10 protein-coding genes are annotated in these 14,019 nt (G+C 70.5%); 8 read left to right on the top strand and 2 right to left on the bottom strand.

Annotated elements, in window-relative coordinates; genetic code table 11:
• Window positions 1-435: 435 nt before the first annotated feature.
• On the bottom strand, window positions 436-735 hold the full coding sequence (locus tag C6376_RS43690; protein ID WP_159083151.1) for a hypothetical protein: 300 nt from the start codon (window positions 733-735) through the stop codon (window positions 436-438).
• Here C6376_RS43690 and C6376_RS03960 point away from each other — a divergent pair.
• The 4 genes from C6376_RS03960 to C6376_RS03945 are packed head-to-tail and all read left to right on the top strand — an operon-like array spanning window position 734 to window position 6,669.
• Window positions 734-3,292, top strand: a complete 2,559-nt coding sequence (locus tag C6376_RS03960; RefSeq protein ID WP_159083150.1) for an O-antigen ligase family protein — start codon at window positions 734-736, stop codon at window positions 3,290-3,292. The two genes, C6376_RS43690 and C6376_RS03960, sit on opposite strands and share 2 nt — an antisense overlap.
• Window positions 3,289-4,512 carry a glycosyltransferase family 4 protein gene (locus tag C6376_RS03955; protein ID WP_107442118.1) on the top strand — a complete coding sequence of 408 codons (1,224 nt, stop codon included), beginning with the start codon at window positions 3,289-3,291 and terminating at the stop codon, window positions 4,510-4,512. The genes C6376_RS03960 and C6376_RS03955 overlap by 4 nt, the downstream gene beginning before the upstream one ends.
• Window positions 4,509-5,486 (top strand): D-glucuronyl C5-epimerase family protein, encoded by a 978-nt coding sequence (locus C6376_RS03950; protein WP_159083149.1) that lies wholly within the window; start codon window positions 4,509-4,511, stop codon window positions 5,484-5,486. The genes C6376_RS03955 and C6376_RS03950 overlap by 4 nt, the downstream gene beginning before the upstream one ends.
• The gene (locus C6376_RS03945; protein ID WP_107442116.1) at window positions 5,473-6,669 is read left to right on the top strand and encodes a glycosyltransferase family 4 protein; all 1,197 of its coding nucleotides are present in this window, start codon (window positions 5,473-5,475) and stop codon (window positions 6,667-6,669) included. Before C6376_RS03950 ends, C6376_RS03945 begins: the two co-directional genes overlap by 14 nt.
• A gap of 316 nt (window positions 6,670-6,985) precedes the next feature.
• Here the strand turns inward: C6376_RS03945 and C6376_RS03935 are convergent, their stop codons facing one another.
• Window positions 6,986-7,597 (bottom strand): hypothetical protein, encoded by a 612-nt coding sequence (locus C6376_RS03935; protein WP_159083148.1) that lies wholly within the window; start codon window positions 7,595-7,597, stop codon window positions 6,986-6,988.
• Between the two features lie 367 nt (window positions 7,598-7,964).
• On the opposite strand from C6376_RS03935, the gene C6376_RS03925 reads away from it, so the two are divergent.
• The 4 genes from C6376_RS03925 to C6376_RS03910 all read left to right on the top strand — a co-directional run bounded on the left by C6376_RS03925 (window position 7,965) and on the right by C6376_RS03910 (window position 13,838).
• The gene (locus C6376_RS03925; RefSeq protein WP_107442113.1) at window positions 7,965-9,440 is read left to right on the top strand and encodes a polysaccharide biosynthesis tyrosine autokinase; all 1,476 of its coding nucleotides are present in this window, start codon (window positions 7,965-7,967) and stop codon (window positions 9,438-9,440) included.
• Window positions 9,437-10,057, top strand: a complete 621-nt coding sequence (locus tag C6376_RS03920; RefSeq protein WP_107442112.1) for a low molecular weight phosphatase family protein — start codon at window positions 9,437-9,439, stop codon at window positions 10,055-10,057. Before C6376_RS03925 ends, C6376_RS03920 begins: the two co-directional genes overlap by 4 nt.
• Before the next feature lie 304 nt (window positions 10,058-10,361).
• Window positions 10,362-11,132, top strand: a complete 771-nt coding sequence (locus C6376_RS03915) for an ABC transporter ATP-binding protein (protein ID WP_107442111.1) — start codon at window positions 10,362-10,364, stop codon at window positions 11,130-11,132.
• A gap of 189 nt (window positions 11,133-11,321) precedes the next feature.
• Window positions 11,322-13,838, top strand: coding sequence for an ABC transporter permease (locus C6376_RS03910; RefSeq protein ID WP_107442110.1), 2,517 nt, complete (start codon window positions 11,322-11,324; stop codon window positions 13,836-13,838).
• Window positions 13,839-14,019: the final 181 nt, after the last annotated feature.

Below are 14,019 nucleotides of genomic sequence, written 5' to 3'. Positions count from 1 at the left end.
GGCCAGCAGACCGGCCGCCCGCAGTGAGACGCCTGACAGGTCGACGCCGACCGCCCGGCTGTGCCGACAAGTGATGGGTGTACCGGAAACCGGGCGGCCTTGGGGCAGACGGCGAGCTCCGCAACCGTCGCGGTCGGCGGGTCCGGAGCGTGGGTGGTGGCCTGCCGGTGCCCGGTGGCGATCAGATCGCCGGCCGGCAGCGTATCCGGCGTCGGACCGCTGAAAGGCAGCGCGCGAGCAGCCGGGCCCTCGGCGACCGGAGTTGCCATCGCCACCGTGGTCGGAGCGGGCAGCAGGCCCGAGCATCGTCACAGCCGCGTTCTCCTGTCCTACCCGGTCGTCCGCGCCGGAAGAGCCTTCCCCCGGCGTCCGGCCGTGGCGGCGGCCGACCCGGCTACCAGAAATCTACTACTCAACGTGTACGAATCACTACTTTCAGCTATTGATGCCGCTACATTGTGCCTGCCTGCCTGCCTGCCTGCCTGCCTGCCTGCCTGCCGAGTCGGCGAGAACATCCGCCGCTCCCAGCAGCACCGATCCGACTCGTGACCCCGGAGGCCGTTCCCCAGTGCTGTCGATCACGAGAAGTCTCCGGGCCCGGCTGCCGGGGGTGAGTCCGGCGGCGATCGGGGGAACGCTGGCCACGCGATTGCTGGCCACGGTGATGAGCTTCGCGGCGGGCGTCATCACCGCGAGGGCTCTCGGGGTGGGGGGCAGGGCCACGTTCGCGGTCATGATCTCGGTCCCCTCCATGCTGAGCATCGTCACGGTCCTTGGTGTGGACAACGCCAACGCACGGTTCGCCGGGACCTCGCACACCGCGTTCCGGCAGATCGTCCGGTGGAGCCTGGTGTTCTCCATGTCTTCGGGTTCCGCGCTGGCGGGGCTGTGGCTGCTGCTCGGTCATTTCTGGCCGGCAGTGCTGCTCGGCGTGCCGTACCGGCTTGCGATGCTCGTGGCGGCCATATGCCCGGTGAGCTTGCTGACCACGCTGCTGGGTATGGCTGAACTCGGTCGCGGCCGGGTCGCGACGTACAACCTGATCAGCACCGTCCCCGCGGCCGGTTACCTCGTCGGTGTCTGCGGCCTGCTCGCCGCGGGATCGCTGACCCCCATCAGCTGCTTCCTGTCGGTGCTGGCCGGCCAACTGCTCTGCGCCGCGATGCTGCTGATCGCGTCCACCACCCGCGTCCACGCCGATGGCGAACCCCTCTCCGGCCGTGCCTTCGGCAGCTTCGCCGTCAGGTCCTATCTCCCGAACCTCATCCATTACGGAATGCTGCGCCTGGACGTGCCGGTGATCCAGACGCTCGCCGGGGCGACGGCCGTGGCCGTGTACGCGGTGGCCCTGCCCCTGGCAGAGGGACTGCTCCTGCTGTCGACGACGGTCGCGCTGGTGATGTTTCCCGCCGTCACTTCCGGTTCCGTCGATGCGCGGGCTGCTGCCAGGATCGCCCGCACCGTGTTCATCGCCGCCGCCACTGCTGCCGCCGCGGCGGCGGTAACTGCACCCATCCTGATCCCAGTGGTCTACGGGCGGCCGTACGCCGGTGCCGTGCCGGTGCTCTGGGCGATGCTGCCCGGCCTCGTCCTGTTCAGCGCGGCCCGTTCGGTCCAGCCCTACCTGGCCGCCGTCGGCCTGCTCCGGCCGGTGGTCACGGCCACGGTGATCGGTGCGATGGTCAACATCGCGCTGCTCGTGGCCTTGACCCCCCACCATGCCGCGATCGGTGCCGGAGTGGCCGACTCGGCGGGAAACCTGGTGCTCGCGGTGCTGCTCGCCTACGGCGTGCGCCTGGCTGTCCGCGCCCGTCGGCGCCGTTCGGCCGAGCACGGCGGCGACGAGACGGCGGCCGCACCGGCCCGCCCCCTCGCCGGCCTGTGGGTCAGGACGATCGGCGATCGCCGGCGGGGTGCGTACTCGAGACCGGTGAGGCCCGTCCTGGCCAGTGGTCGGTTCATGGTCGCGGCGGTACTCCTGACCGTGGCGGGTGCCGGCTGTCTCGCGACGGCGTACAGCCCTGCCCTCAGCGCCGTCGCCGCCGCCCCGCTCGTGGTCATCGTGCTGGCCCTGATCCCGGAGGTGGGTCTGTGTGTACTCGCGGCGGCCATCCCGCTCTCACAGTCCGACATCGGCGACTCGCTGATCACCCCGAGTGTGCTGATCGCTCTCATGCTCGTCTGCCTGCTGGGTCGCGTCATCGCCGGTCGGGGGATCGCGCGGCCGAAGCCCATCGGCGTCCTGATCACCGTGGGCACGGTCGGCTACCTGGTGGCCGCCAGCGTCATGATCGGCGACACCGATCTGCTGGGCGCCGACAAATGGCACTACCTGCTGCTGATGTGCGCGCCACTGCTGCTGCTGCCGCTGGTCGCCGAACCTGGACGGCCTCTCGACCGGGCGCTCGTGGTGTTCTGTTGCGGCAGCGTGATTGTCGCCTTGATCGACATCGTTCAGATCGGCTCCGTCTTCGCGAAGTCGGGACTCGCCCCTGCTGACACCGCCGTTCTGGCCATCACGCAGGAGGACACGGCCAACCACAACGCCGTGGGCGCCCTGTTCGTCATGGCGGCCGCGGTCCTGCTCAGGCGCTATCCGGCCGTCCGGGCACCCCTGTCGCGGCTGGCGATCGGCGCGGGGGTCGTCGTGCTCGTCCTGGGAGTTGCGTACTCGCTGAGCCGTGCGGCCTATCTGGCGGGAATCGTGGTGATCGCGCTTTACGCCGCCCGTAGATCGCTGCGCGGCCTCCTGGCCCTGAGTGTCGGCGCGGCCTGCCTGGTACCGCTGCTGCCCGCCGCGATCGCGGCCCGCTTCGACTCGATCGTCGGTGGCGCGTCGGACGTCAACTCCGCGGTACGTCTTGATTTGTGGAGCAGTGCACTACGGATGTTCGAGGCGCACCCGGCTTTCGGTGTCGGATATCTGAACTTCGCCGACCAGTTGCCCGCCTACTACCAGGCCACAGGTGATTACGAGGTCATGCTCCTCCAGTTCCCACTCCTGCATTTCGCTCACAACACCTACCTGACAGTCCTCTCGCAGGCCGGCCTGGTGGGCGCGGCCGGGATCGGCACGCTTGTCGTGCTCGGCGTCCGCCGGGCGTGGTGCGCGGCTCGATCCGGCGATCCCGCGGGCGAGCCGGCGCTGCTGGCCATGGCCGGTGCCGGGGTCTGCTCGGTGTTCGGCGAGGTCCTGCTGGTCCCGCCCCTGCTGACCGGTCTGATGCTGATCATCCTGGCCGCGAAGCCGGCTCCGGACAACGGACCGGTACCGGTACCGGTGGCGCCATGAGCAGGTCCGCGATCGGGAAGTGGCAGCCGCTACGCGTCCTGCAGATCACCTCGGCCGCCGTCGGCGGAAGCTGGTTCTACGATCAGGTGCGGGGCCTTGCCGAGCTGGGCAACGAGGTGTGCGCGGTGCTGCCCCGAGAGGGCCCGCTCGCCGACCGGCTGCGCGGGGTCCGCGGCGTCCGGGTGGAAATCATCCCGTTCGGAGTGCCTCATCGGGTCAGAGAACTGCCAGAGCTGATGGCCGGGCATTGGCGGCTGCTGAGGTTCGTCAGGGCATACCAGCCGGATGTCATCCATTCGCATCTGATCATCGCGAGGCTTGTGGCCCGGGTGGTGTCGGCCGCCTGTCCTCGGGCGCTGGTCGTGTCTCAGGTTCCCGGACTGGTGCATCTACGGATCGCGCCCTTCCGGATCCTGGAGCGGCTCTCGCTGCGCCGGGACGACCTGGTGCTCGGATCGTGCCGGGCGATCGCGCGCCGCTACCGGGCCATGGGAGCGCGGTCGGTCGCGGTCAGCTACTACGGCTGCGACGTACACCGCCTCGATCCGGCAACCTCGCCGGATGCGTTCCGCCGTGAGTTCGGCCTCACGGACGACACGCCGACCGTCGGCATGGTCGCCTACATGTACGCGAGCAAGCTGCGGGACTTCCGCCAGGTCGGTGTCAAGGGGCATGAAGTCTTCATCGATGCCATTCCGCTGATCATGCGTCAGAACGCCGAGGCCAGGTTCTTCGTGGTCGGTGACGAGCTTGTCGGTGACGGGGAGTACCGGCGCGAGCTGGAACGCCGCGCCGCCCGGCTCGGCATCGCCGACCGGATCCGGTTCACCGGCTTCCGGTCCGACATCGGCTCGGTCATGGCAGGGCTGGACGTGCTGGTGAACCCGTCCATGGACGAGTCCGCCTGCTACGCCGTGGTGGAGGCGTTGCTCATGCGAAAGGGGGTGGTGGCGACCGACGTCGGTGGCCTGCCGGACACCGTCCAGCACGGCCGCACCGGCCTGCTGATCCCGCCGGCCGACCCGGCGGCACTGGCACAGGCCGTGAATGCACTACTGGCCGATCCGGCAGCGCGTCTGCAAATGGCCGACCGCGGCCGTGAACTCGTGCTCCGGCAGTTCGATATCGAGGGGACAGTCGGCCAGGTGAACGAGCTGTACAACCAGGCGCTGGCCGCGCGCGGGTGCCGCAGGCCGCCGCGCAGGGGGAGGCCGGTGTGAAGCACGACAGGACATGGGGCCAGGCGACGCTGGTCGGCATGGCGGGGAAAGCGGTACGCGATCTGCGGCGGCCGAGCTTCCCGGTCGACGTGAGCACGCCGCCGGGTGACATGACCGCCGACCAGCCGGGCAGGTACCCGCTCGACCTGAGGCCGATGACGGCCGGAAGCACGCTCGACCACGAGCGCGTGGTGGTGACCCGTGCCGTGACCGGCGCGACCTACCGGAACCCGGTCTCGGTCAGCCTTTATGCGCTCGCACAGCACACCGGCGCGCTCGCCGCCGACGGGCACCCGTCCACTCCGGACCAACCGTCACGGGGTGTGCAGGCTCTGCTGACCCAGGCCGGATGGCTGCGTGCCAGCCAGGACGGCAATGGCGGCTGGCGCTATCCGGTACCGGTGCCCCGGTACGGGGTGCGCCCCGGCTGGTACTCCGCCATGGCCCAGGGCCTGGCGGTGTCGGTGATGCTGCGCGGATACGCCACGACCGGCCAGCGGTCCTTTCTCGATGCGAGCGAGGGTGCGGTGGAACTGATGCTCCGGCCGCTGGACGCGGGCGGCTGCTCGCACTACGACCAACTGGGGCGCCCTTTTCCCGAGGAGTGCCCGTCGGACCCGGCCAGTCACATTCTCAACGGCGCGGTCTTCGCCCTCTTCGGCCTCTGCGAGCTGAGTCGGCATCGGAACGGGACGGTCCACGAGCGCGTGGCGGACCGGCTTCGCGACTCGCTGGCCGCCTTCGACCTCGGGTACTGGACCAGGTACGACCTCCGACACGCCGCGCCCGCCAGTTTTGCGTACCACTGTCTGCACGTCGCGTTGCTGACCGCGGCCGGCAGAGTGCTCGCCGACCCGCGATGGCCGACAGTGGCCCTGGCGTGGGACCGCTACACGCGCAGTCCGGCCAGCCGGCTACGCGCTGCGGCGGGCAAGGGCCGGTTCGTACTCGAGGAGCGCCGTGCCCGGTCATGACCGGGCCCCGGGACGGCCGGGCACGTGCGATGAGCCGGCCGGGCCACTGCGCGTCGTCCTGCTCGCGTCGGCCACGTCGGTGCACACCCGGCGCTGGGCGGACGATCTGGCCATGCTGGGGCATGAGGTGACGGTCTGCAGTTGGCATGAGCCCGAGGTGGGTTCCGATGGCCGGCGAGTCGCGTCCGCCCCCGGCGGAGCGTGCCCGCCGTTGCGGGTGCTGAGAGCGGGGCACTGGTTGCGCCGCGAGGTGCGCCGGGTACGTCCGGATGTCATCCACGTCCATTCGCTCGGCGTGCACGGGGCGCTCTCCCTCTTGCTGCCGGCTCACCCGGCAGTGCCGGTCGTGATCACTCCGTGGGGATCCGAACTGCGTGCGGCGGAGCGGCATTCCGGCCGGGCACTGGCCGCTCGGCTGGCGCTTCGGCGCGCCGCACGCGTTGTGCCGACCTCCCGGGAGGTGGCCGAGCTGGTCGCGAGCCGATACCGGGTCCCCTCTTCACGGATCACGGTCCTTTCCTGGGGGGTGCCGGACGCGCTGCTGGATTCCGGAAACGACACCGATCCAAGGTGGACGCGCGCGAAGTACGGCATTCCGGCCGATGCCACGGTGGCGCTGTCGGTCCGCAGCACGTCGGAGGTCTACCGGACGCACGAGATTCTCGCGGCATACACCCGTGCCGCGCGCGCTCGGCCGGACCTGTTCCTCGTGCTGGTGGCGGGTCATCGGTCGGCTCATGCCGCCGGCAGACGCGCGCAGCAGGAATATCTCGCGCGTTTGCGCGCCCGAGCACAGGATCTGGCCGGCCGGGTCGCCGTCATCGATCAGCCACTCGACCAGGCCGAGATGTTCAGCCTGATGCGCGCAAGCGATGCGGCGATCTCGGTTCCCCCAGCCGACCAGCGGAGCTCATCGGTGCTTGAAGCCGCGGCCGCCGGGTGCCGACTGCTGCTCTCCGACATCGCGCCCTACCGGGAAATGGTGACGGAGGGCCTGCTGGCGGACCTGCTTCCCGAACCGCTGGTCGGCTCGCTGGCTGACGCTCTCTCAGACGCAGGGCCGCTGGATGCCGACGATCGCCTGTCCAATCGGAAGCTGGTCAGGCAGGCCGAGCGCGGTTCCCTGAAGGTTGCGGAACTCGAACGGCTGTACAGGGACGCGGTCCGCGCCGGGGCCGTGTGATCAAGGCCCGTCTGTGCGGCGGGGCAACGAGGAGCGAGTGCCTCGTGCCGGAAGGCGCCGACGTTCACGGGCCGGTTCGGCGGCGGTGCGGCTCGGCGGCTGTGCCGGAACGAGGACCACACGGAACGTCTTGGGCCAGAACCTGTCTGTCAGGAGGAACTGGTCCCTTCCGGGGACGGCCGCGATGCCGGGCGTGTCTCAACGTGCGGTGACGGCCTGCCGTCCGGTTGCCGGAACAACTGGCTCCAGGCAAGCGGACGGCGGGCCGGCCCGCGCCGGGACGCCGTGGTCCCGCCGTGTGCAGGTACTGATCTTTTCAGGAACTGCGACGACGGCGTACGGCCAGCATCGTGCCACCGCCCGCCATGAGCAGGGCGGTCGCCGTGCCGCCGACCACCAGGGCCTGCTCACTGCCCGTCGCCGCGAGCCCCTTGCCGTTCCGGTCCGGGTGCGGGGAGTTCGACGGCTCCACGGATGAGGGGAGTTCGTGGGAAGCGCTGAGGCCGCCGCCGTTTCCGTGGTGCTCGGCGTCCTGCGGCCCGTGGTGGTGTCCGGGCTTGCCCGGGTGGTGGGGCGGCTTCGGGGTGGGGGTGGGCGTCATCCTGCCCAGCACGTAGATGCTGACGCCGACATTCTGGTGGGGACGCTTCGAGGTCAGCCGGAAGACGTGCCAGCCGGTAACGGTGTTCCCCGGGATGGTCACGGTCCCCGCGACCGAGCCGTCGGCCCGGGCCCGGAAGTGGCCGAGCACGACCGGCTTCGATTGCAGGACCGCTGTGACGTGCGACCCGGGCTCGAACACGCCGGGGATGGTGCTGAAACTCAACTGCTCCCCGGCTGTCACCGTGGTGGTGCTGACGGACAGGGGCGGGGACGAGGGCGGGTACGGCTGCGCCGAGGCGGCCTGCGCCCCGATCAGAGGCGCCATGATGAGAACGGCAGCCGATGCCGCCGATGCCATGGCGGCTCGCCATCTGCGCGATGCTGTCATCTTCTTCGATCTCCTCGACTCGGGTCCGGGCGGGCGGCGGCCGTGATGCGGTGTGTTGGACACCAAGACCTGAATACGTGGAATAAAGAGAACATAACGACATTTATTGGTGCAGTGGTGCAAGAAGTCACCGGATCGGCCGAGTCCCGGCTCGCGCGGTGTGTGTGGCAAGGGCCGTTCGAAGGGCCGACACAAGGGGGTGGCTCCCTCGCTCGAAGAGTCCGAGTCCCTATGGTCGACTGCGTCGACAGGGAACGGAATGCCTCGATTCGGGTGGTTCCCTCGGTTTCGTGAGGGGTGAAGTTTGGATCTCCAAGGATTTCTGAAGGCTCTTGTCAGACGCTGGCCGACGGTCGTGGTCTGTCTGGTGCTCGCGATCGGGTCGGCGCTCACAGTGACAACCGTGAGCGACCCCGTCTACGAGGCGAGGACGCAGCTCTTCGTCGCCACCCGCACCGGCGAGAACACTCTCGATCTGAACGAGGGGCAGACGTTCTCGCAGGCGCGTGTGCAGTCGTACGCCGAGATCGTGAGGACCCGTCAGGTAACCGCGTTCGTGGTGAAACAGCTGCGGCTGCGCACCACCCCGGAGGAGCTGGCGTCCCAGATCACCGCCGTCGTTCCGCTGAAGACCGTGCTCATCGACGTCACCGTCCGGGATGTCGCGCCCCGGCGCGCGGCGCACATCGCCAACGCCGTGGCAAAGCGGTTCAGTGCGGTCGTCGAGCAGTTGGAGACCCCCAAGCGGCCGGTCTCCTCGATGTCGCCCGCGAGGGACGACAGGGCCAAGGGCGCCGCGCCTGTACCACCGGTCTCCCCGGTCTCCCTGGGCGTCACCGAGGAAGCCGTCGCCCCGACCTCTCCCACATCGCCCCGCCCGTTGCTGAACCTGGCCGCGGGCGTGGTCGGCGGCCTGCTGCTCGCTGCCGGGCTGGTCGCCCTCCGCGAGACGCTCGACACCACGTTCAAGACGAGCGAGGCACTGGGAGCGTTCGTCGCTCTGCCCGGCCTCGGTACCATCCCGTTCGACAGGAACGCCCCGAAACAGGCGCTGGTCGATGCCGACGAGCACTCCACGCGCGCCGAGGCGTTCCGCAAGTTGCGTACGAACCTGCAGTTCTCGCAGGTCGACGATCCGCCGCGGATCATCGTGGTGACGAGTTCGGTGCCTGGTGAGGGCAAGACGAGCACCGCGATGAACCTCGCCCGCTCCCTCGCCGAGGCCGGCGTCTCCACCTGCCTCGTGGACGGCGACCTGCGCCGCCCGTGCGTGGCGCCGGCCTTCGGCCTCGTCCAGGACGGGGGCCTGACCACGGTGCTCATCGGACAAGCCCGTGTCGAGGAGGTGATGCAGCAGGTCGCCGGCGGGCTCTCGGTGCTTGCCAGCGGTCCTGTGCCGCCGAATCCCGCGGAACTGCTCGCCTCGGCGCGTATGGAAGAGGTGCTGCGCGAGCTCGCGGACCTGTACGACGTCGTGATCGTCGACACCGCCCCGCTGCTGCCGGTCGCCGATACCGTGGGGCTCGCCTCCCTCTCCCAGGGGGCGCTGCTCGTCGTACGGGCCGGGAGGACCAACCGGGACCAGGTGCGCACCGCCGCGGAATCGCTGGAGCGCGTCGGCGCGCGCGTGCTCGGCACCGTGTTCAGCATGGCTCCGGTTCCCAGCGGCGGCCGTTACGGCGCCTATGGAGAGTACGGAGAGCTGCCCGCTCCGCGCATGTCGGCCAAGCGGGAGGGGAGGGCCGCCTCCGCGGTGACGCGTCCCGCGGACGGGAGATGACTCGGATCCTGTTCGTCTGTACCGGCAACGTGCACCGCTCGGTGCTCGCCGAGCGTCTGCTGGCGACGAAGCTGCCGCCAGGTTCGGCCCTGCGGCCGGAGAGCGCCGGCACGGACGCGTGGCACCGTTTCCCCATGGAGGACACCACCCGGGCGGTCCTGGAGGAACTGGGCGGTGACGGCTCCGGATTCGCCTCCCGCCCGCTCACCGCACAGCTCATGGCGGGCGCCCCGCTGGTCCTCGGGCTCGCCCGCGAGCACCGCGAGGCGGCGGTGCGCCTGGCGCCGGTGGCGATGCGGCGCTGCTTCACCCTGAAGGAGTTCGTGCGGCTCGCGGAGGGAGCCGCGGAGGGTGGTGGCGGCTTCGAGGCCGTGGTGGCGGCTGCTGCCACCCGCCGGGGTGCCGCGGCCCCCGTCCCTCCGGCCGAGGACGACATCCCGGACCCCTGGAGGAGGCCTCGTGAAGAGCTGTACGAGTGTGCCCTGGAGATCGACAGGGCTGTGAGCGGGCTGGTCCGGCTGTGGACGATGCGTCACCAGGGTCCGCCTTCTGACATGAGGCACCATTCACCGGCGCCCCACGGCGAGGCGCCGCTCGGCCGGGCATCGGCCGAATGACCGAGGCGGTGACGGCCTGGGTCCTGTCGGTACGAGGCGCGTGGCGCCGACGGGAGGATCGCGGCCCCACGGCGAGTCCGTTCCTCGCAGGTCGGCGCGGGTTCTCTCCAGAGCGTCATCCTCGGAGCTGACGCAACGGCGTCCCTGAGGCTGACGAGGCCGGGTCGGGCATCAGCCTCAGGTGGTCGGTACTTCGACCGATCCGCGGGGGGCGGGCCGAACCGGACGATGAAGGAGTTCCCAGCCAGGTGCGGGTCCGGACCCGTGCACCGTGCTCTCCGCGCCTTCGATCGGAGCAAGACCCGTGACCACCTCGCCCCCCGCTCCCCGCACTCCCACCCTGGCCGCCCGTGCCACCGACCTCTCCAAGGTCTACGGGCAGGGCGACACCCAGGTGGTCGCCCTCGACCGGGTCAGTGTCGGCTTCGGACAGTCCCAGTTCACCGCGATCATGGGACCCTCCGGATCCGGCAAGTCCACGCTGATGCACTGCGTGGCCGGGCTGGACAGCTTCTCCTCCGGTTCGGTCCGCGTCGGCGACGTCGAGCTCGGGTCCCTGACGGACAGGCAGCTCACCAGACTCCGCAGGGACAAGGTCGGCTTCATCTTCCAGGCGTTCAACCTGCTGCCGACGCTCACCGCGCTCGAGAACATCACGCTTCCGATGGACATAGCGGGCCGGGCGCCGGACAAGGAGTGGCTGGACAGCGTCATCCGGATGGTCGGCCTGTCCGGCCGGCTCACCCACCGCCCCGCCCAGCTCTCCGGAGGCCAGCAGCAGCGGGTGGCCGTCGCCCGGGCGCTCGCCTCCAAGCCGGACATCGTCTTCGGCGACGAGCCGACGGGAAACCTGGACTCCCGCGCGGGTGCCGAGGTCCTCGGGTTCCTGCGCGACTCCGTACGGGCGTTGGGTCAGACCGTCGTCATGGTCACCCATGATCCGGTCGCGGCCTCCTACGCGGACCGGGTCGTCTTCCTCGCCGACGGGAGGATCGTCGACGAGATGTACGAGCCCACCGCGGACGGGGTCCTCGAGCTCATGAAGTCCTTCGACACCAAATTCCGTACGAGCTGAGCCGCGCCAGCCGCGCCAGCCGAGCCGAGCCGCGCCGAGCCAGGCCGCGCCGAACCGAGCCGCGCCGACCCGGGCCGAGCCCAGCCGCGCCGGGCCGCGCCCAGCCGGGCCGAACCGCGCCGAGCCGTACGGACCGACGCGCCCCCTGATCGCCCCCGTCCTCCCCTCACCCACCAGGACGCCACCACCATGTTCCGCACAGCCCTGCGCAACGTCCTCGCGCACAAGGCCAGGCTGCTGATGACCGTGCTCGCCGTCATGCTCGGCGTCGCGTTCGTCTCCGGCACCCTGATCTTCACCGACACCTATCAGAACGCCTCCAGCAGCCAGACGGCCAGAAGTTACGCCCACGTGGACGTCCAGGTCGTGGCAGACCCCGACTACCCCGGCGAGTCCCCCGGCATCAACGGCAAGACGGTCGACGACATCGCCCGGGTCGACGGGGTCGCCGATGCCGCCGGGAGGGTCACCGGGCAGGCCTACGTCGCCGACAGGCACGGCGGGCTCCTCGGCAGCGGCGCGGGCAACTCGGCCGCCAACTTCGCTCCGGGGAAGGACGGCAAGGACCCGCTCTACGTGTTCGCCGGCGGCGGCGGGCCCACCGGGCCCGGGCAGGTCGCTCTCGACAAGGACAGCGCCGAGAAGGGCGGCTACCAGGTCGGCGACACCGTGCCCGTCGCCCTCGAGGGTCCGGCGAAGACGTACAAGCTCTCCGGCGTCTTCACCACCGACGACGACTCGGTGGCCGGGGGCGGCAGCATGGTGCTGTTCGACACGCCGGTCGCGCAGGGGCTCTTCGGTCGGCCGGGCATCTCCGAGTACGTCACCGTCACCGCTGACCCCGGTGTTTCGAGCACCGAGCTCGCCGCGGCCGTCGACAGGGTGCTTCCCGACTCCGAGAAGGCCGAAACGGGTCGGCAACTCGCCGACGAGCGAGCTCGATCGGTGAAGGGAGACGCGTCGCTGCTCAATACGATCCTGTTCGCCTTCGCCGGCGTCGCGCTCTTCGTCAGCGTCTTCCTGATCGCCAACACCTTCACCATGCTGGCCGCCCAGCGCACCCGGGAACTCGCCTTGCTGCGCGCGGTCGGCGCCTCCCGCAGGCAGGTCACCCGGTCCGTGCTGATCGAGGCGATGGCGGTCGGCGCGGTCGCCTCGGTCGCCGGGCTCGGGTTCGGCGCCGCCATGGCCGCCGTAGCGCGTGAGACGGTCGACTTCGGCGGCGGGAGGATCCCGGACGGGCCGCTGATCGTCGCGTCGACGACGGTCCTGGTCGCGGTGGTCGTCGGTGTCCTGCTCACCATGGTGGCCGCCTGGCTGCCGGCCCGTCGCGCGGCGAAGATCCCGCCGGTCGCCGCGATCGGCAGTGCCCACCTGCCCGCCACCACCAGGTCCCTGGTCCTGCGGAACCTGCTCGGCGGCGTCATCACGCTGCTCGGCGCGCCGGTCGCCGTTGCGGGGGCGGTGACCGGCGGCTCCGACGGCGGGGCGCTCGTCGGGCTCGGCGCCTTCCTCACGATGATCGGTGTCATCGTGCTGATCCCGTTGCTGTCCCGGCCGGTGATCGCGGTGGTGAGGCCGCTGCTGCGGCGCGGCTTCGGGGTCTGCGGCAAGCTGGCGGGCCAGAACGCGGTACGCAGTCCACGCCGTACCGCCGCCACCGCCTCCGCGCTGGCGATCGGGCTCACACTGGTGAGCACTCTGACCGTGCTCGGTGTCACCCTCGCGGACTCCGCGGACAGGATGAGCACGGACATCATCAGGGCCGACTACATGGTCACGGCCGGTGGACTGCGGCTGGACGCCTCGGCGGTGGATGCCCTGCGCAAGGTCCGGGGCGTCACGGCGGTGTCGCAGGACCGGTGGGTGGGGATGGAGATCGACGGCATCCAGGAGGATGTCTCCGCCGTGACCCCGGCGGACTTCTCCAAGGCCTTCCACCTCCCGCTGGTCTCCGGCTCGCAGGACACGCTCGCCAAGGGGCGGATAGCCGTCGCCGAGGCCCTCGCGCGGTCCAAGGGCTGGAAGGTGGGAGACACCCTGCCGGCGGAGTACGGGGACTCGGGAAAGAAGGGCAGGCTGACCGTCGGGGCCGTCTTCGAGACCAACGACGTCCTCATGCCGATCGTCGGCTCCGCGGACGTGATCGCACCGCACGCCGACAGGACGCCCGTCGCGACGATCTACGTCAAGACGGACGGCAGCACGGACGAGAAGGCACTCGCCGGCGCCCTTACCGGGCGCCCGGGAATCAAGATCGGCGACCGGCAGGACATCCGCGACGCGTTCAGCGGAGAAGTCGACACCGTGCTGAACGTCCTGTACGCGCTGCTGGCGATCTCCCTGGTCATCGCGGTGCTGGGGGTGGTGAACACCCTTGCGATGTCGGTCTTCGAGCGGCAGCGGGAGGTCGGCATGCTGCGAGCCGTCGGGTTCGACCGGCAGGGTGTGACGCGGATGATCCAGCTGGAGGCCGTGATCATCTCCCTCTTCGGGGCGGTGATCGGGATCGGCCTCGGGACCTTCCTGGGCTGGGCGGTCTGCGAGGCCACGAAGGCGGACATCCCCGGGTACGCGCTGGTGCTGCCGTGGGGCAGGTTCGCACTCTTCCTGCTGCTGGCGGCGCTGGTCGGCCTGCTGGCCGCCATGTGGCCCGCCCGTAGCGCGGCCCGGCTGAACATGCTCACCGCCATCAAGTCCGAGTAGGTCGAGCCGGCCGGGTCACCGTACGGCCGCAGGCGATCGTGCCCGCGGCCGTACGGTCGCGCGGCGAGTAGGGACCCGGACGGCCCATGTGCCGTCCGGGTCCCCGTACGTCGGTCTGTGCTGGGCCGCACGTCGTGGCGGCTCGAAGACCGCGCGGGTCGGTCCGCGGGCGGGCGGGCGC

Origin of the sequence: Streptomyces sp. P3 (assembly GCF_003032475.1) — a bacterium.
Classification (GTDB): Bacteria; Actinomycetota; Actinomycetes; order Streptomycetales; family Streptomycetaceae; genus Streptomyces.
The sequence above is the reverse complement of the archived record's forward strand: the minus strand, read 5'-3'. Positions and strand labels throughout refer to the sequence as shown.